Raw genomic sequence first — 18,771 nt, 5'->3', positions numbered from 1 at the left:
AAGAAATATAGGAACAGCGCTGCTTGCTATATGGTGCTTACTAAAAGGAATTTGTCCAGATTTATAAATTATCAAAAGGTGCAAACCTTAAAACTGTGCTAGAAAAATTAATAAATAGATAAAAACTCACTATAAATTTTATAAAAAATTACCCATCAAACAATTAAAAAGTTATCATCATGAGTTTTTAATCGCATGATAATTTTTACAACGCATCAGACGCTTCTGACCGACACGAGTTGGCAAACGCAGTCGAAGCGCTTAATAGGATTACCCAATGACCAACCGTGACCTCATCATCTTTGTGACGCTCTCTTTTATGTGGTCACTCTCTTTCGTCTTTTATCGTATCGGCGTACCTGAATTTGGCTCATTGGCATTTGCCAGTTTGCGTGTGATATTCGCCGGATTGGTCATGTTGGTCTTTGTATTGCTCAATAAGAAAAACAGAGTAGGCATCAAGGAGCATTGGAAAATGCTAGCGCTCGTCGGCTTGTTTTCAGCAGCGCTGCCTTTTGTGTTGTTCTCGTTTTCCGCGCAGTCAGTGAACGCAGGCGTGCTAGCCGTACTAAATGCCTCTGTGCCGATGATGAGTGGGTTTATTGCTAGAGTCTTTTTTAAAGATAGGCTATCGAAAAAACAAGCACTTGGTTTGGTGATCGGGGTGATTGGGGTAATCATATTGATGAGCGAAAGCTTATTTGGTGGTGGGGAGTCGGGAAAAGGGTTGGTTGAAGGCATACTGCCGATGGGTTACGCGCTACTGGCCTGTGTGGGTTATGCGCTTGGGGCCAACATCACCAAAAACTATCTGTATGAAGTATCGCCAGTCGCTATCACCGCAGGCTCGCTCATTATCGGTAGTATCATCATGCTGCCTGTGGCCTTTAATGAGTTCCCTTACGGCAAAGATATCAGCATAAAGGCGTGGGTATCCGTAATCTGTATCGGTGTATTTTCGACCGCCATTGCGCTTATCTTTATGAATCAGCTGATTAAAAATATTGGCCCGACACGCGCCACTAGTATTACTTTAGTCATTCCGATTTTTGCCATTATTTTAGGGTATCTGCTACTTGGTGAAGCCTTAAATATCCAAGCCATCATCGGTTCAGTAGTGATATTGTTTGGTACATATCTTTCATTAGAGCTGTCTGTCAAAAAGATGCTACAACCAAAGAATTCCACGCGGGCGACGAGAGTTTAAGCTACAGTAAACTGTTTTCGTAGCCTGTAATTATAAAGATTCGAATATCTAAATATTGGTGTTTCTGTTTGTAAATATTGCTTGGAATAAGGGCATTTGCCCTTATAAAGAACTCGGCTTATGAGTAGCGTACTTCGCAAATTATAGAACGACAGCTAAGTGCTACCTACTAATATAAGTGCTATTTATTACCAATAATAGTAAACCTGATACTAAGGTTTAAAACAATAAACAGGGCTTTTTATGGCACACGATAATTTATTTGAAACCGTCGAAATGGGTACTCAAACCCTAAAAAACCGCATCATTATGGCACCGTTGACGCGTCTGCGTTCGGTTGAGCCAAGTGATGTACCAACAGCATTGGCAAGCGAATATTACTCACAGCGCGCAGGTTCTGGCTTGGTAATCACTGAGGCAACGCAAGTATCTTTTCAAGCGAAAGGCTATGCTGGCGCGCCAGGCGTTCATACCAAAGACCAAATCACTGCATGGAAAACCATCGTAGATAACGTCCATGCTAAAGGTGGCAAAATCGTCGTACAGCTATGGCACACGGGCCTAGTCTCTCATGAGAGCGTACAGCCAGACGGCAAAGCGCCGATTTCTGCTTCTAACGTTGATGTTGGTGTACGTACCTCGCTACGTGACAGCGATAACCAAGCCATTCGTGTAGATGCAACGCCGCCACGTCCAGCCACGCTTGAAGAAATCAAACAAGTTATTGCTGACTTTGGTCAAGCAACTAAGAACGCTAAAGAAGCGGGTTTTGATGGTGTAGAGATTCATGGTGCTCACGGTTATCTATTGCATCAGTTTTGGGTTGAGCAAACCAACCAACGCGATGATGAATACGGCGGTAGCCGCGAAAACCGTGCGCGCTTGACGCTTGATGTTATCGATGCGTGCGTAGACGCTTGGGATGCAGATCATGTTGGTATTCGTATTTCACCACTTGGTACGTTCAACAACGTAGAAGCTGGATATAACGAAGACGAAAATATCTGGATGATTGAGCAGATCAACAAACGCGGAATCATGTATCTGCATCTGTCAGAGCCAGATTGGGCAGGTGGTACGCCGTATAGCGAAGACTTCCGTAAGCGTGTGCGTGCTGCTTTTGATCAAATGATTATCGCAGCTGGTGGTTACACTGCCGAAAAAGCAGAGCAAAATGTAAAAGCGGGTTATATCGATGCAGTCGCCTTTGGCCGTGACTATATTGCCAACCCTGATTTGGCTGAGCGTATCCAAAAAGGCGCGCCACTCAATGAGCAACATCCAGAGTCTTTCTATGGTGGCGGTGCTGAAGGTTACACTGACTATCCATTTTTAGACCAAGCGTAATAGTTAGATTTTTAGCTAAATAACGCAATATAAAAAGGCCGTTTAACTAGCAATAGTTGAGCGGCTTTTTTTATGCATAAATTTTCATTATTTGCCGAAAATGCCTATTTGATAATCACGAAAGGTTTGACGTAGTTCTTCTTGAGTATTCATGACAAAGGGACCGTGACCTGCGACTGGTTCGCCGATTGGCTTGCCGCTTAGCAGTAGCAATTTGATAGGGGTATCGTCATCGGTAGTTGCGGGGTAGGTCAATTCGATAGTATCGGTAATAGGTAAGGATGAATGTTCAACCTGAGTGTCGATATGAGCTTGGATAGGCGCTGAAAATTCTATCAGGCTGCCTGCACTGACGGCTGTACCGTTGACCAATACCTGACCTTCTTGTACCAGCAGTAGGGTGTTGTGTGTTTTCGGTACTTGTAGCGTGGCTGTACCTGCTGTATGTAGCTCGATATCCCACATATTGACTGGCGTAAAGGTCGTTGCGGCTCCCGTTATCCCATGCCAGTCACCGGCAATAATGGCAGCTTGGCCGATGACAGTTTGCTCGTCGCTATTGTCTATCAGATCAACGATAGGCATATCAGCACGTTTGATAGATTGGTATTTTGGGTCGGTCAGTTTGTGGGCGCTTGGCAAGTTGACCCATAACTGCACCATACTAAAGACGCCGCCACGCTGCCCAAAGGCTTCAGAGTGGAACTCTTCGTGCAGAATACCGCGACCCGCAGTCATCCACTGTACATCACCTTCTAAAATATCGCCGCGCCCACCGGTCGAGTCTGCATGGCTAATCTCACCTGAATAAGCGATGGTTACAGTCTCAAAACCTTTGTGTGGATGCAGTCCGATGCCATGCGGTTGCAGCTTATAATTAGGATTGGGCGAAAAGGTCGTGGGCTGACCGTAGTCAAATAATAAAAAAGGATCGGTATGGCTATAGTTAAAATCAGGATGATTATCGAGATGATTGATTAGGGTTTTTACAAAAAAGCCGTCACCTACCCAATGCGGTTTTTTATCACCATGAATATGCTTGATTGGACGCATGGATTACCTCATAAGTCTAAGTGGCATTGCTATCGATAGGATGAATGCCTTACGTTAATTCTACTATGAAAATAGACTTATGTTGTGTTTATTCTCATTGCTCTCTAAGGTTACTGTCTAAAACCATTCAACTATCATCAAACATACTGTCAGCCATTATCTGAGTAATAGTCAATTATTCAAATGCTGACAGTCATTAAGGCTATTATTGTCGCTATAAATAGTGAAGCCATTAAGGTGATTAAACGACTTCACCACTGACAAAACCACTGGCCCAAGCCCATTGAAAATTATAGCCGCCAAGCCAGCCAGTCACATCGAGTACCTCACCGATAAAGTACAAGCCATCTTGCAAGTTGCTTTGCATCGTTTTGGAAGATATCTCGTCGGTTGTGACACCGCCGCGTGTTACCTCAGCCGTGCGGTAACCTTCTGTACCAGAGGGCTTGAGCTGCCAGCCATTGAGCGTAGAACCAAGTTCTGTAAGGCGTTCGTCTTTAATGTTGGCAAGTTCTGTATCTTTGATGTCTTCCCACAAATGCGTCTGTAATGCTGCCAATAGCTTCTTGGGTAATGCGTTATCTGTATTTTCTGCCAATACGGTACGAATCAGTTGGCGTGGATGTGATTTTTTACGAGTCAGTAAAAGATCAGTGACGTCTATTTCAGGCAACAGATTGATACTGATGGTTTCGCCAGTCTGCCAATAGTTGGAGAGCTGTAGCATGGCAGGGCCAGAGAGACCGCGATGGGTAAATAGGACAGGTAATTTAAAAGAGATACGTTCGTTAGTGGCAATAACTGGCAGACTGATACCAGCCAAGTCACGGATAAGTTCTCCTGTTTTGTCAGTGAAAGTAAATGGCACGAGACTGGCATCAGTAGGTACGAGCGTATGCCCAAACTGCTGCGCCAACTCATAGCCGATACCACTTGCCCCCATGGTCGGGATAGATAGACCACCAGTAGCGACCACCAAAGACTCACAGCTATAGCGTGTTTGCGCGGACTGAGTGCCGCTCGCGATGTCTTTTTTACCTAGCTTTTTGCTCGTCGTTAGATAAAAGCGTTCGCCGTTATCATGAGCAGCAGTTTTAACATGATCAATTTGAGCATTAAGCTTTACTTGTACGCCTACGGCCGCGCATTCATCTAACAGCATAGACAAGATGTCTTGTGCTGAGTCGTCACAGAACAGCTGACCATGTTCGCGCTCATGGTAGGCAATCTTATGCGACTCTACCATGCCGATAAACTCCCAACTCGGGTAACGACTCAGTGCTGATTTGCAGAAGTGAGGGTTGGCACCAATAAAATGCTCAGGCTCTACAAAGTAATTGGTGAAGTTGCAGCGACCACCACCCGACATCAAAATCTTTTTGCCAGCTTTATTGGCATGATCTAACACCAATACGCGGCGGCCGCGGCGACCAGCAGTCAATGCACAATACAACCCTGAAGCACCAGCGCCGATGATGATGACGTCATAGTGATTATCAATGGACTTTTTGGCTGACGACGGATTACCCACTGACGAATTAGTTGGCTTAACTGGCTTTGCTTGTTTTGACATTTGACTCATGATGATGACTTATAGAATAGGTTTGGATAGACGATACAAAGTAGCTAATTATACCATGGCAATAATGGCGGTGTTTTTAGGTGAGTAATATAAATAGCTTTTGCCACTTGCTATAAATCGTTGAATAACTTTGATTTTTCTATAGACAATAATTCGTAGTTGGTATAATGTGAATACATGAATATTATTCGCTACTACTGCTGCCATGTTGATTACTTACTAAAACGCTAGTCGTTTTGATACGAAGAAAATGAATTTCTTTATAAATAGTTGATGAAAAAGTCAGTCGATTGAACCGCTTATTCAAACATTGTCACGGATGATAATGTTAAGACAAAAGGGACTTTATGGATATCCTACAACTGCTCATTAGCGGGATTGCTAATGGTTGTATATATGGGCTGTTAGCGCTGGGTTTTGTACTCATTTACAAAGCCTCAGAAGCGGTAAATTTCGCCCAAGGCGACATGCTTATGCTCGGTGCCTTTTTGGGCATATCTTTCATCAATGCCGATCAGGCAAACCTTCCCTTCTTATTAGGCATCACCTTTGCTGCTGTCATCATGGGTGCATTTGGCTACTTACTCGATCGCTTTATCCTACGTGGTATTTTTGGTCAACCTCAATTTGCGATGGTTATCCTTACCATCTCGCTTGGTTTCCTAATGCGCTTCGTCGCTGGTGTCATCTGGGGACATAGCCCAGTCTCACTACAGACGCCGTTTTCAGGCAAGATGTTGGCATTAGGCTCGCTAAGTATCGCTTATGTTGACATCATTATCATCATATCTACTATCGCATTAACCTCTATTTTGTACTTCTTTTTTGCCCACACACGGCTTGGTATTGCGATGCAAGCCAGTAGTCAAAACCAAATGGCAGCCTACTATATGGGTATTCCTGTCAAGCGGGTCAACGGTATCGTTTGGGCATTGTCAGGGGTGGTTGCCGCACTTGCCGGCATACTATTTGCGGCCAAAGGTGCTATCGAGCCCTCTGTCGGATTACTATTCGGTATCAAGGCCTTCGCCGCTGCGGTAATCGGTGGCTTAGGCTCCTTGCCTGGTGCGCTGGCAGGCGGGTTGCTAGTAGGGGTGATAGAGCCCTTTGCTGGGCGTTATCTACCGCTAGGTCTTAGTCAAATTGCGCCTTATGTGGTTATGCTAATCGTACTAATCGTACGTCCGGGCGGTATTTTTTCTCAGGTCAAACAGAAAAAAGTATAGAAGCTTTGATCCAAGGTAGCTTTGATTCAAGGATGACAAAGCGGCCTCCAAATCTTTTCAAGGATGAGTACTGCCCATGAAAGCTCAGTTTAAACACAGCTATGATCAAGATATCAATGTCTTCGATGACAAAAGCCAACTCATAAAGTATGGCGTGCTTCTCTTGCTACTATTAATGGCGCCTTGGTTGTTGAGCAACTATTACATCAGTGAGCTTAGCGCCATATTGATTTGGTCTATCTCTGGACTGGGTCTGATGCTTTTGACCGGGCACACCGGACAGGTCAGCTTAGGGCATGCCGCCTTTATGGCGATAGGGGCATTTAGCCATATGGCACTGATGGCTCGAGGGTGGAATTTTTTCCCTGCTTTGATTGCCTGTGCACTCATTACTGGGGTTATCGGTGCGATCATCGCCAGACCAATCTTACGAACCAGCGGCATCTACTTAGCCATCGCGACTCTGGCGCTTAGTATTATCGTCGAAGACATCGCTATCGTGGCTGAGCCTATTACTGGCGGTATCTCTGGTACCTTTGCCTCTCCTATTAACCTTTTTGGCTATACCATCGATCGCTACATCACGCCCAAAGCATTTTATTACTTATGCCTCGCGCTCGTGGTGCTAGTTACCTTAGGGTATATCAACTTACTCAGAAGTGGCACAGGACGATCGTTCTTAGCTATTAGAGACAGTGAGGTCTCTGCCCGCGCGCTTGGCGTCAATGTACCGCAAGCCAAAACGCTAGCGTTCAGCATATCTTGCGCGATTACCGCTGTTGGCGGCGCTATGTACGGACATTTTGTGCAAGCGGTCAATTATGAGAGCTTCACCGTTATCATCTCTATCACCATACTACTGCAAATTGTCATCGGTGGTTTGGGCTCCATACATGGTGCATTTTTTGGTGCTGTCGTCGTTGTCTTATTGCCACAAGTGATTGCTATCTTAGGCGATATGGTTGGTCAAGGTGCGGGCTCTAGTATCACCAGTATTCCTGGTATTGATACGGCGCTGTTTGCTTTAGTCATTGTCATCATGATCATCTATGAGCCACGCGGTATATACGGCATTTGGATAAAGATACGGACTTGGTTTCAGATGTTTCCGTTATATCGTAAAGGACTGTTTCGCCGTTCTAAAACTTATCTTAAAACGGAGCGTATGCGATGAGCTTATTAAAAGTTGACTCCTTATCTATCGCATTTGGCGGTGTCAAAGCCGTTGATAATATTAGCTTTGAGGTAAACGAGGGCGAGGTATTTACTATCGTAGGACCTAATGGGGCTGGTAAATCCACGATTTTTAACTTAATTAGCCGCTTGTACGAGCCGCTTAGTGGTCGTATTACCTTTGATGGTACTGATATTACCAAACTACCTGCTCACGATATCGCAAAACTAGGTATTGCCCGTACGTTTCAAAACATTGAGTTGTTTGATCACTCAAGCGTGCTTCAAAACCTGCTTATCGGCCGCCATTCACAACGCAATACGTCGTGGATACAGGACTTGCTGTTTTTGCCAAAGGTGCGCCGTAGCGAGCGCGAGCATCGTTTGCAAGTTGAAAAGATTATAGATTTTTTAGAGTTAGCGCCTTATCGAGATAAGCTGATTGCAGGTTTACCTTACGGTATTAGAAAAGTGGTCGAGATTGCGCGCGCATTAGCGGCTAATCCAAAGCTTATTTTGCTCGATGAGCCGGCCTCTGGTCTTAGCGTAGAGGAGACGTCCGAGATGGCGTGGTGGATTGAAGATATGCAGAAAGATCTTGGGTTGACTATCTTGATGGTAGAGCATGACATGAGTCTTGTGAATCGGGTGTCAGATCGCGTATTGGCCGTCGCTGAAGGTAAGTTTTTGGCTCAGGGCACGGCAGCTGAGGTACAAGCCAATCCACAGGTCATTGAAGCCTATCTTGGACAGGAGAGTGTGTAATGTCAGCTATTAAAAAATCACTATCCTCTGCCGCACCTGCCACTGAAATGAATTTGGTCGGCTCCGAAGTAAAAAACAACGTGCTTGAAGTGCGAAATTTAGAATCCGCTTATGGTCCAGTGATGGCATTAAGAGGCGTAAGTCTAGAGGTGCCCGAAGGCAAAGTGGTCACTATTTTGGGCGCGAATGGTGCAGGTAAGACGACGCTAATGAAGACTATCTCGGGGGTTATCAATCCTCGCAAGGGCGCAGTATGGTTCCACGGAGAGCGTATCGATGGCACTGAGCCTGATCGCTTGGTCAAAAAAGGACTGTCGCATGTACCCGAGGGACGCGAGGTATTTCCCTTTTTGAATGTCGCCGAAAATTTAGCAATGGGCGCTTATACTCGGCGTGACAAGTCTGAGATACAGCGCGATGTAGAGATGATATATGAGTATTTTCCTATTCTAAAAGATCGCCGTACACAAGCAGCTGGCACGATGTCTGGTGGTCAGCAGCAAATGCTCGCTATCGGTCGCGGGCTAATGTCACGACCCTCTCTTATGCTACTCGATGAGCCGTCTCTTGGACTGTCTCCATTACTAGTACAGGAGATATTTGCCATTATTCGACGTTTAAATAAAGAGCAAGGCGTCACGATTCTACTGGTTGAACAAAACGCTAGAGTTGCCTTGGCAGCAGCGGATTACGGTTATGTGTTAGAAACAGGGCGTATTGTCATGGCAGGTTCAGCGGACAAACTCATGCACTCTGATGATATTAAAGAGTTCTATCTGGGACAAACCAAAGATAACACTGCGGAAGCCACTCGGTGGAAACGCAAAAAGACTTGGCGATAATAATCATGACGACCTCCATTGATGTTCATACTGAAAACAATACTTCACTTTCTCCCGCGGATGCTACGGTCACGAAAGTAACATCTGCCGCACCAGTATCGTCTCGCGATAATTCTAAAAATTATGATTACGATACGGGTCGAAAGATACACAACGCGCCTTTCGATCATGCACCTCAAATCCTAGAAGGGTGCGATACGTTGAGCAAACTCTGGCGACAGGTTTGCTTGAGCAGAGGTGACAGGATTGCTCATCGAGAAAAGAGCTTTGGTATTTGGCAGAGTTATAGTTGGCTGGACTATTATCATCATAGCTGTGATATCGGCATGGCACTCGTCGAACTTGGTCTGAGCAAAGGCGATACTGTCTCTATCTTAAGTGAAGACAACAAAGAATGGCTTTATTTTGATATGGGAGTCTGCGGCGTAGGCGGGATACCCAACGGTGTCTATACGACAGACAGTCCCGAGCAGCTTGCTTATATATTGAATGACAGCCACTCAAAGTTTCTGATTGTAGAAAACGATGAGCAATTGCATAAGTTTTTAGAGATTCGTGAACAGACACCTCATGTCAAAAAGGTCATTGTCCTTGATCGTAAAGGCTTGCGTAGCCTAGAGGATGATCAGGTTGTTTTCCTCGATGAACTATATACGATTGGTCGAAGTGTTGATAACGCAAGAGAGCGTTTTAGCGATTGTATTGATCAAGGCACACCTAATGACATACGCACTTTAATCTATACCTCTGGTACAACAGGCAATCCAAAAGGCGCTATTTTAACGCATGCCAATGTCCTCTTTGAGCTAAAAACAAGCATTGATATTCTTCCTATTTTGCCTACTGATGAGCAGCTCTGCTTTCTGCCCTTATGTCATGTACTCGAACGTTTAACGTCAGTAGATCTGCCTATCCATCGAGGTTGTATCGTCAATTTTGCTGAGAGCACAGAAACGGTATTTGAGAATATGAAAGAAGTCTCACCTAATACCTTTACCGCTGTACCCAGACTATGGGAAAAAATGTACGCCTCTATCAGTAATATGCGTAGCGACGCCAGTGCACTCAATGGCTGGGCATTTGATCAAGCCATCAAAGCAGGTCATGACTATGCTGATATCGTGATGGCAGGCAATACTCCTACGACAGGTCAACGACTGCGTTACGAGTTTTGGAACAGACTGGTGCTATACAAAATTCGTGACCTGATAGGCATGAGTAATATTCGCCGTGCCACTACGGGTGCCGCGCCCATCTCGCTAGATATTATCCGCTGGTTTCATGCGATAGGGGTGCCTATCTATGAAGGCTATGGCATGACCGAAAGTGCGGGCGTGATATCGGTCAATACGCCTGAAGCGCAGATGGCCGGCAGCGTAGGTAAGGCACTACCAGACTCTGAAGTTCGTATCGCCGACAATGGGGAGATACTCGTAAAAGGCGCTAACGTGTTTGCAGGTTACTGGAATAAGCCAGAAAAAACGGCTGAGGACTTACGTGATGGCTGGCTACATACGGGTGATGTCGGCGAGATAAGAGACGGTTATATATTCATCACGGGTCGTATCAAGGACATTATTATCACCGCAGGCGGCAAGAACGTCACACCAGCTGCGATTGAAAGCAAACTTAAATTTTCACCTTATATCTCAGATGCGGTCGTCATTGGCGATAAACGGAAGTATTTGACTTGTCTGATCATGATAGATCAAGAAAATGTCGAAAAATATGCGCAAGATAATCAAGTGATGTTTTCTGATTTTCGCTCGTTGTGTCACGCGCCAGAAGTTATCGCCTTGATAGATGACGTCGTACAGTCTGCTAACGAGACCTTAGCTCAGGTAGAAACCATAAAGCAATTCAGGCTTATTGATGTGCTGCTTAGTCCTGAAGATGACGAATTGACCGCGACGATGAAATTGAAAAGAAACTTGGTTGAGAAAAAGCATCACGCTCTCATCGACTCTATGTACTGATCTAGCTCTTTATCACATTTTAGCTTAGTACCGTTCAGCTTTTTTGAAATCGTCTCAACCTCAAAAGTATTAATCTCAAGAGCATTAAACTAACAGCGACTGAGTCGCAAGGAGAAAGGCAATGAAATGGACATTCAAGACCACGCTACTAGCACTCACGGTCGGTACGATGGGTTTAGTAGGGTGTAGTGATCCAGAAACGACCGCAGCGACGGGCACTGATACTGAGGCTGCTACATCTACTTCTACAAGTGATATGCCAGTACAAGGCGTGACCGATACTGAGATTATCTTAGGCGGTGCGAATGATTTATCTGGGCCGTTCGCTGGATTTGGTAATCCTGCAGTCGCCGCAGCCAATATGTATTTTGATGAGGTGAATGCGGCAGGCGGTGTCAATGGTCGAAAGATTCGTTACATTGTCGAGGACCATTCTTATCAAGTACCAAAGGCCGTACAGTCTGCGAACAAACTGGTCAGCCGCGATAAAGTGTTTGCCATGCTGATGTCGCTAGGCACACCGCACAACTTAGCGAGTTTCCCTATTATGGATCGCGCCAATGTTCCTAGTATCATGCCGCTCACTTTTGCTCGGGCTATGCAAGAAGAAGGGGATTTCAATCGTCGCTATACCGCTGGTAGTACCTATTATGATTCAATAAAGCTAGGTATGGAGTACCTTATTGCCGAAAACAAAGTTAACAATTTATGTGTCATGTATATTCCGTCAGACTACGGTGAAGAGACCAATGAAGCGGCTAAGGATATCAGCGATAACAATCCTAACGTCACTTTAGTTCAGTCCAGCTCCCACCGTCCTGATGAAACAGACTTTGCTGGGGCAATGGCCAAGCTAAAAGACGCTAAATGTGAGCTTATTGCCTTATCTCTAACCATTCGCGGCGCTATTACAGCGGTTGGTACAGCAAACGCTATGGGCTGGAGTGATGTGAAATTTATCGCTCCTGTGACTGGTTTCCATCCTGCAGTTGCAGCGGCACCAGGCGGCGCAAGTGAAGGCCTATACTCTGTGTCTTACTATAATGATTTGGCACTAAGAGCGAATGAACCTGAGACTAAAGCTTGGGTTGAGAAGTTCGAAAAAGCCACAGGAGAGGAAGTATCAGCAGGTGCTATTCTTGGTTATCTAGCTGCAAAAGTGACCGTTGATGGTCTAACCGCAGCAGGTCCTGACCTAAATGCTGACACTTTCAACAAGGGTCTTGAGACTGTCAGTTTTGTCGATGGCGTTACAGGATCTACAGTTGCCATCACGCCTGAGAGCCATGTCGCAATTAATGATATTTACTTGTCACAAGTACAAAATGGTCAGTGGAAAACAGTAACGCAGCTTAAATAATACGTCCTAGGCGTTTAGTGAAGTTTTGATAGCAGCAAGCCATACATAAGTATGGCTTGTGTCGTTTATGAAATATGGGTTTGACAATAATTTCATTTTATATTTCAACCATTTTACAATTATTTATAAGTCCAAAACCCTTCTCAATACAAAATAAGCCATAAGCTACAAACAATAGGAATTGACTAGAATGCTGAGTTAATTTCGCTTATAGCGACTAGATTATTTGTGCCTAAACATACAGATGTACAGTGAAATTGTTATGTTTGGCTTTTGATGTCTTGCAACCGTCACGCTTATTTGTCAAACTAACGATGAGTGTCACACATTATGGAAGATGACTCTTATCGCTTACATGGGGCGCGTCATAGACGTTGAGCCATGTAGGTCATAATAATTAAAAGGGACCCAACACTATGACTCAGAAATCATTTCCTATCTCAGCCGAGTTTATGGCTGCTGCCAATACCACACCTGATAAGTACCTTACAGACTACCAGCAATCTATCGAATCACCTGAAGCAATTGATGTTTTTTGGGCGAAGCGTGCTGAGCTAATCGATTGGATAAAAAAGCCGACCAAGGTCAGTAACGTCAATTATGACTTAGATGATTTTCGCATCAAGTGGTTTGAAGATGGTGAGCTGAACATTTCAGTCAACTGTCTTGACCGTCACCTCGAAGAAAACCCATATAAGCCTGCTATCATCTGGGAAGGTGATCACCCTTCATTGCATAAAATCATTTCTTTTAAAGAGCTGCATGAAGCTGTTTGCCGCTTAGGTAATTCATTGCGCAAACTTGGCGTTGTAAAAGGTGACCGCGTAACGCTATATATGCCGATGATACCGGAAGCCATGGTAGCGATGCTAGCATGTGCACGTATTGGTGCGGTGCATTCAGTGGTGTTTGGTGGTTTTTCTGCCGAGAGTTTGGGCAATCGCTTGATAGACAGTCGCTCAAAAGTTGTTATTACCGCTGATGAGGGTTTACGCGGCGGTAAGCACACACCGCTTAAAGCCAACGTCGATCACGCACTCGACATGGATGGCACTGAGAGCGTCGAAAAAGTCATCGTTGTTCATCGTACGGGTAACTCTATACCGATGAGTGGGCGCCGTGATGTGTGGTATCACAATTTGGTCGATGGTCAATCAGAGATCTGTGAGCCTGAAGTCATGAATGCCGAAGACCCGCTATTTTTATTATATACCTCTGGTTCGACAGGTAAGCCAAAAGGTGTAGTGCATACTACAGGCGGCTATATCACCTACGCTATCTCAACGTTCCGTGATGTGTTTGATATCAAAGAAGATGACGTCTACTGGTGTACAGCAGATGTGGGCTGGATTACCGGCCACACGTACTCAACCTATGCACCACTGGCCAATGGCACGACGACGGTAATGTTCGAAGGTGTGCCAGAGCATCCAACATGGGCACGTATCGGTCATATCATTGATAAGCATGACGTGACCATCCTATACACTGCACCGACAGCCATTCGAGCGATGATGAAAGAGGGTGACGCTTTCGTTCGAGAGTCGGATCGTTCTAGTTTGCGTCTGCTAGGTTCGGTCGGTGAGCCGATCAACCCAGAAGCGTGGGACTGGTACTACAATGTCGTCGGTGATGGTAAATGTCCTATCGTCGATACATGGTGGCAGACCGAGACTGGTGGCATCTTAATGGCGCCAATACCAGGCACGGTCGATCTCAAACCAGGCGCGGCAATGACACCACTATACGGGGTAAAACCAGAAATCGTTGATAGCGATGGTGCGATTTTAGAAGGCCCTGCAGAAGGCAATTTGGTGATCAGTAGCGGCTGGCCAGGGCAGATGCGTACTATCTACAATGACCATCCACGTTTCTTAAAGACTTACTTTAGCGATTATCCAGGTCATTATTTCACAGGTGATGGCGCTCAGCGTGATGAAGACGGGCATTACTGGATTACTGGTCGTGTCGACGATGTACTCAACGTGGCAGGGCATCGCTTGGGCACAGCAGAGATTGAGAGCGCTGTGGTTGCGCATCCTGCAACTGCTGAAGCTGCGATTGTCGGTATGCCGCATGAGATACGCGGTACAGGTATCTGTGCATTTATCATTCTAAAGTCAGGTGAAGAAAAAACTGACGATCTAAAAGCAGAGTTAAAACGCCATGTACGTGCCGAGATTGGGCCGATTGCGACGTTAGATGCTATTTATATGGTCGATGCACTACCAAAAACGCGCTCAGGAAAAATCATGCGCCGTATCTTGCGTAACCTTGCAGCAGGGCAATATGTGGGACTGGGCGACCTATCTACGCTTGCCGATAGCTCGGTGATTAATGACTTGGTCGAAGAAGTCAAAGCAGGCCGTGGAGAGTAATTCAGCCTGATAACGAACCTGTAGTATTAAGGATAGTTATTCAATACTAGCCATTAATATTCATATATCAAAGTTAAATAAAAGCCATGTTATCGAGAATAGCATGGCTTTTTTACGTAGACGATATTGATATTGAGTTACTTTGAAGGTTCAATAATACTAACAAGACAACATCGCTACCATTTTAATTGAGGATTAATTGACGAGCCACTCGGTACTTACTAGGCTAACTAATTAATATAGTAGCGACTCATAAATACTTTATAAGGTCTACTGTCATTATGACTGATCATGCTTCGTGCTCAACTGTTCTATCTAACCCAAAAATAGCCATCATCGGTGGCGGCCTAACGGGATTGCTCACAGCAACACTATTAGAGCGCGCTTCAAACCAATCAAGCTCGTCATCTAACACTCCGCAAATCACTATCTTTGAAAAATCACGTAGTGTGGGCCGTTTAGCGACCCGCTATCGCAGCGATAGTAAAACTGATAAAAACTGGCAATGGTCATTCGGTGCGCAGTTTTTTACTGCGAAAACTACTGACTTTCAACAATTTATCGCGCCTTGGCTAGATACAGGGTTGCTACAGCCATGGTGTGCCGAAGTGGTTGAGTTAACTCCTGCAAGTGACAATGGGCAACCGCCTAATATCCAAAGCAAAGAACAATGGGACGCGGTGCATGCACGCTACATCAGTACACCGAAAATGACCAGTTGGGGCCGTGAATTGGCCGCCGCGCTCAAGCATACGACCATAGTATTTAAGACCCGTGTCGCACCGCTCACTCAGTATTTGCAGTCTCAAAATCAGCAGCGGTCTCAGCATCAGATCCAGAACCAGACTTTTAATCAAGCTTTTAATCAAAACAGCAAGCAAACTGAGCTATTTGACGACACTGGCGCCAGTCTTGGTTGGTTTGATTGGGTGATTTGCACAGCGCCAAATGGTCAGGCAGTAGAGCTGATGTCAGATAGCGGCTTTGCTCAACAAAGCAAAATTACTAAACCGCAAATGCAAGCCTGCTATACGTTGATGCTTGGTTGGAATGATGTGCAAAAACTACCTGAAACATTAAATGGCCAACTAGCACCGCAATGGGATGTCGCTTATTTAAATAGCACTATTCTCGATAGGATATTTATTGAGCATCAAAAACCTGCTCATGATGAGCTACTACCAAGTGTCACCATTCATGCACGTAATGACTGGTCAGAAGCCCACGTCGATGACGATATTGAGTCAGTCAAAAAACAGTTATTACAGGCGGCAAAACAAGCATTAAATTGGAGTGAAGAGAGCGCACCTAGCCAGACAGATTGTCATCGTTGGCGCTATGCAGCTACTATCGTAAATAAGGATACTGAAGAGCTAGGCATCTTAATCGATGCAACCAAACAATGGATCGTCAGTGGCGACTGGTGTGCTAAAGGTAATATTGAGAGCTGCTATCGAATGGCGCAGCAAACTGTTAAAGCAATCATGCAAACGCAGTAAGCGTAATATCCATGCTCATTATTTTGCATTGTTTGGCGATATTTGGACAGTCGAAAACTCGACATTTGGCAAAATGTAAGCAAAAAAAGGCCCACAGAGGAGGTACTGTGGGCTGAGGAAAACGGGTCATGTATTAGCTACACAGGCCGTGGTCAAGAGTTGTTGTAATTATTGGTGCTCTCTACTGTTATTTATAAGGATAATAATTATTAATACAATAGGTGGAGATATTTAACTATTAACATTTACTGATTTAAGTGTACAAGTGTTCTGGTACAGTCGCTATGATAGCGCAATTGAGTGCTGTCTGGCGGTTTTGGTTACAGTATATTACGTTGTAAAATTCCAAAAGACGCCAAGACTGGTATGAAGCACTGATATTTAGAGTAAGTAGCGGAGCTTTATGATGCAATCATTGATAAAGGCTGCCAATAATTTCAATACCTTATGTCGATAGAAGGTCATCTAGTCAGCCTTGATACCTTTCTTGATATCTTTGATAACTTAATCGCTGCAGAGATGGCATGACGCCTTGTCCGAAAAATGCTAAGCTATCTGCCATTATTATGTTCATATTAAACTGGGTTTGCCATGACTGACAGCACGCATTTGCATACGCAGGAAGAACCGCCAAGTTCGCAAAATACCAAGAGTATTTTTAACTTACCTAACAACCTTACGATTGCGCGTATCTTGATGATTCCGCTATTTGTCGCGATTGCTTATTGGCCGCCAGCCATGGGTATTGGTATGCCTGCGATTTCAGACAATGTCATTGCGCGCGTTGGGATGAGCGAGTTTAGTGATAGCTTGTTGCGCCATTTGTTATTGACTGGTGTCTTTATCATTGCCGCAATTACCGATTGGCTCGATGGGTATTTTGCTCGTAAACTTAATGTCATGTCAGCCTTTGGTCGATTTTTGGACCCTGTTGCTGATAAATTAATGGTGGCGGTGGCGCTCATCGTTCTTGTACAGTGGCACCCCAATATCATTATGGCGATAGCGGCTATCGTCATTATTTCACGCGAAATCGCAGTATCAGCATTACGCGAATGGATGGCGGAGTTGGGTAAGAGCACTAGCGTCGCCGTATCTTATGTTGGCAAATTAAAGACCACATTTCAGATGGTAGCGATTACCGTACTATTGCTTAACTGGCAGTCGCTTGAAACCATCGGTTATGTATTAATGGTCGCTGCTGTAATACTTACTTTATGGTCGATGATGATTTATCTAAAAGCCGCTTGGCCTTATTTAAAGCAAAGCGGATAATTCCATAAAACGAAAATAATCAGCCCAAAATTTAGACAATAAAAAACGCCAGTCGCATTAGCCACTGGCGTTTTTGTTTTTACTGCCTATAAATTTTTACTGCCTATAAATCAGACAACTTATAGTGTCACTGAGTTGTTTTCACCTAAGTTGGTCGCCTTCTTGCCATCCATTACCGCAGCAGTGGTCATCTTAAACATATTGACTACTGAGCTACCGCTTAGCCAGTATTCTGCACCATGTGGGACGACTTTAATTAATTGGACATTTGGATCTTCTTTACCTTGCTCATAAAACGCATTGTAAATTGGCGACCATAGCTCATCTAACTTCTCTTGGTCTTCGACCAATTCTGCTTTACCGTTAATTGAGACATAATCTTTTGAATCTTGACTGACATAGGCCAAGTTCACTTGTGGGTCTTTTTCGATATCTTTGATGGTTTCAGTGGTTTTATCGCCAATAAACCAAATTTCTTTTGCACCAATGCTCGTCTCGCTAGTAGTCATTGGGCAGGCATGTAAATGGCCTTCATGAGTACGAGTGGTCATCATGGCAAATTTCACTTCTTTTACCAGTTCTTGTACTTTATCGATATGGTCTTGTCTACTCATAATAAATTTCCTTTTTTATAGTGTTTTAATTGGGCTTATATAGCGTTGTTTTAATTAGCCGAATCGAACAGTTGATTATTTATAGTAATTTTTCTTTAGGCTAGATATGTCTAACCATTAAATAAATTTAAAAGTTAAACGTCATCATCGCCTTAACAACTGAGACTAGAATACCGAGTTGTCACCCTACATTTATATAGGTTCCCAGTAATGCGATGTGAGTGTTTGTAAGGAATATGAAGGTTAGGTAAAAATTGTGACAGCGTAGATTTGAGCGTTCTATTTTTCGATGGATTAATCAAAAACGATTTAAAAAGATACTTTTTTGAATTATCGATTCGCAAATAGTAAGTCGCGATAGAAAGCAACTTATCGGCAATTTATCTTGGTTTAGACCTGCTTATTACAGGTCTTCTTGTTATAATACCCAGACCATTTACTTAGCATGGCAGAGATGCCTTGATCTTACGGATT

General features: G+C 44.4%; 14 protein-coding genes. 11 read left to right on the top strand and 3 right to left on the bottom strand.

The window, feature by feature from the left end; translation table 11 throughout:
- The first annotated feature begins 277 nt into the window (after positions 1–277).
- Together ACQKCP_RS07375 and ACQKCP_RS07370 are read left to right on the top strand one after the other, a co-directional pair.
- Positions 278–1,207 (top strand): DMT family transporter, encoded by a 930-nt coding sequence (locus tag ACQKCP_RS07375; protein WP_427611846.1) that lies wholly within the window; start codon positions 278–280, stop codon positions 1,205–1,207.
- 243 nt (positions 1,208–1,450) lie between these two features.
- The gene (locus ACQKCP_RS07370) at positions 1,451–2,554 is read left to right on the top strand and encodes an alkene reductase (protein WP_057758073.1); all 1,104 of its coding nucleotides are present in this window, start codon (positions 1,451–1,453) and stop codon (positions 2,552–2,554) included.
- A gap of 87 nt (positions 2,555–2,641) precedes the next feature.
- Here ACQKCP_RS07370 and ACQKCP_RS07365 read toward each other — a convergent pair whose 3' ends face one another.
- Entirely contained in the window at positions 2,642–3,607 is a 966-nt protein-coding gene (locus ACQKCP_RS07365; RefSeq protein WP_427611845.1) for a pirin family protein, read from the bottom strand.
- 241 nt (positions 3,608–3,848) lie between these two features.
- Positions 3,849–5,189 carry an aminoacetone oxidase family FAD-binding enzyme gene (locus ACQKCP_RS07360; RefSeq protein WP_427611844.1) on the bottom strand — a complete coding sequence of 447 codons (1,341 nt, stop codon included), beginning with the start codon at positions 5,187–5,189 and terminating at the stop codon, positions 3,849–3,851.
- A gap of 347 nt (positions 5,190–5,536) precedes the next feature.
- Here ACQKCP_RS07360 and ACQKCP_RS07355 point away from each other — a divergent pair, with 347 nt between their 5' ends.
- From ACQKCP_RS07355 to pgsA, 9 genes are all read left to right on the top strand, one after another.
- Positions 5,537–6,415, top strand: a complete 879-nt coding sequence (locus ACQKCP_RS07355) for a branched-chain amino acid ABC transporter permease (protein WP_057758078.1) — start codon at positions 5,537–5,539, stop codon at positions 6,413–6,415.
- 76 nt (positions 6,416–6,491) lie between these two features.
- Positions 6,492–7,589 (top strand): branched-chain amino acid ABC transporter permease, encoded by a 1,098-nt coding sequence (locus tag ACQKCP_RS07350; RefSeq protein WP_427611843.1) that lies wholly within the window; start codon positions 6,492–6,494, stop codon positions 7,587–7,589.
- Positions 7,586–8,353, top strand: a complete 768-nt coding sequence (locus ACQKCP_RS07345) for an ABC transporter ATP-binding protein (protein ID WP_010196014.1) — start codon at positions 7,586–7,588, stop codon at positions 8,351–8,353. Before ACQKCP_RS07350 ends, ACQKCP_RS07345 begins: the two co-directional genes overlap by 4 nt.
- Positions 8,353–9,195, top strand: a complete 843-nt coding sequence (locus ACQKCP_RS07340) for an ABC transporter ATP-binding protein (RefSeq protein ID WP_427611842.1) — start codon at positions 8,353–8,355, stop codon at positions 9,193–9,195. The genes ACQKCP_RS07345 and ACQKCP_RS07340 overlap by 1 nt, the downstream gene beginning before the upstream one ends.
- Before the next feature lie 5 nt (positions 9,196–9,200).
- Positions 9,201–11,171, top strand: a complete 1,971-nt coding sequence (locus ACQKCP_RS07335; protein ID WP_427611841.1) for an AMP-dependent synthetase/ligase — start codon at positions 9,201–9,203, stop codon at positions 11,169–11,171.
- Between the two features lie 121 nt (positions 11,172–11,292).
- The gene (locus ACQKCP_RS07330) at positions 11,293–12,531 is read left to right on the top strand and encodes an ABC transporter substrate-binding protein (protein WP_296209283.1); all 1,239 of its coding nucleotides are present in this window, start codon (positions 11,293–11,295) and stop codon (positions 12,529–12,531) included.
- A 416-nt stretch (positions 12,532–12,947) separates the two neighbouring features.
- Positions 12,948–14,909, top strand: coding sequence for an acetate--CoA ligase (gene acs, locus ACQKCP_RS07325; protein ID WP_427611840.1), 1,962 nt, complete (start codon positions 12,948–12,950; stop codon positions 14,907–14,909).
- A gap of 281 nt (positions 14,910–15,190) precedes the next feature.
- Positions 15,191–16,408, top strand: coding sequence for an NAD(P)/FAD-dependent oxidoreductase (locus ACQKCP_RS07320; RefSeq protein ID WP_427611839.1), 1,218 nt, complete (start codon positions 15,191–15,193; stop codon positions 16,406–16,408).
- A 591-nt stretch (positions 16,409–16,999) separates the two neighbouring features.
- Positions 17,000–17,683 (top strand): CDP-diacylglycerol--glycerol-3-phosphate 3-phosphatidyltransferase, encoded by a 684-nt coding sequence (pgsA, locus tag ACQKCP_RS07315; protein ID WP_057758088.1) that lies wholly within the window; start codon positions 17,000–17,002, stop codon positions 17,681–17,683.
- Between the two features lie 119 nt (positions 17,684–17,802).
- Here the strand turns inward: pgsA and ACQKCP_RS07310 are convergent, their stop codons facing one another.
- On the bottom strand, positions 17,803–18,297 hold the full coding sequence (locus ACQKCP_RS07310; RefSeq protein ID WP_057758090.1) for a pyridoxamine 5'-phosphate oxidase family protein: 495 nt from the start codon (positions 18,295–18,297) through the stop codon (positions 17,803–17,805).
- Positions 18,298–18,771 lie beyond the last annotated feature (474 nt).

It is taken from the genome of Psychrobacter sp. NPDC078631 (assembly GCF_050268165.1).
Taxonomy (GTDB): domain Bacteria; phylum Pseudomonadota; class Gammaproteobacteria; order Pseudomonadales; family Moraxellaceae; genus Psychrobacter.
Note: the sequence above shows the minus strand (reverse complement) of the source record. Positions and strands in the feature narration are given on the sequence as shown.

What these genes read in the sequence shown, in the direction of transcription:
- ACQKCP_RS07375 (WP_427611846.1), top strand. Translation starts at nt 278, where the DNA reads ATGACCAACCGTGACCTCATCATCTTTGTGACGCTCTCTTTTATGTGG.
- ACQKCP_RS07370 (WP_057758073.1), top strand. Translation starts at nt 1,451, where the DNA reads ATGGCACACGATAATTTATTTGAAACCGTCGAAATGGGTACTCAAACC.
- ACQKCP_RS07365 (WP_427611845.1), bottom strand. Translation starts at nt 3,607, where the DNA reads ATGCGTCCAATCAAGCATATTCATGGTGATAAAAAACCGCATTGGGTA.
- ACQKCP_RS07360 (WP_427611844.1), bottom strand. Translation starts at nt 5,189, where the DNA reads ATGAGTCAAATGTCAAAACAAGCAAAGCCAGTTAAGCCAACTAATTCG.
- ACQKCP_RS07355 (WP_057758078.1), top strand. Translation starts at nt 5,537, where the DNA reads ATGGATATCCTACAACTGCTCATTAGCGGGATTGCTAATGGTTGTATA.
- ACQKCP_RS07350 (WP_427611843.1), top strand. Translation starts at nt 6,492, where the DNA reads ATGAAAGCTCAGTTTAAACACAGCTATGATCAAGATATCAATGTCTTC.
- ACQKCP_RS07345 (WP_010196014.1), top strand. Translation starts at nt 7,586, where the DNA reads ATGAGCTTATTAAAAGTTGACTCCTTATCTATCGCATTTGGCGGTGTC.
- ACQKCP_RS07340 (WP_427611842.1), top strand. Translation starts at nt 8,353, where the DNA reads ATGTCAGCTATTAAAAAATCACTATCCTCTGCCGCACCTGCCACTGAA.
- ACQKCP_RS07335 (WP_427611841.1), top strand. Translation starts at nt 9,201, where the DNA reads ATGACGACCTCCATTGATGTTCATACTGAAAACAATACTTCACTTTCT.
- ACQKCP_RS07330 (WP_296209283.1), top strand. Translation starts at nt 11,293, where the DNA reads ATGAAATGGACATTCAAGACCACGCTACTAGCACTCACGGTCGGTACG.
- acs (WP_427611840.1), top strand. Translation starts at nt 12,948, where the DNA reads ATGACTCAGAAATCATTTCCTATCTCAGCCGAGTTTATGGCTGCTGCC.
- ACQKCP_RS07320 (WP_427611839.1), top strand. Translation starts at nt 15,191, where the DNA reads ATGACTGATCATGCTTCGTGCTCAACTGTTCTATCTAACCCAAAAATA.
- pgsA (WP_057758088.1), top strand. Translation starts at nt 17,000, where the DNA reads ATGACTGACAGCACGCATTTGCATACGCAGGAAGAACCGCCAAGTTCG.
- ACQKCP_RS07310 (WP_057758090.1), bottom strand. Translation starts at nt 18,297, where the DNA reads ATGAGTAGACAAGACCATATCGATAAAGTACAAGAACTGGTAAAAGAA.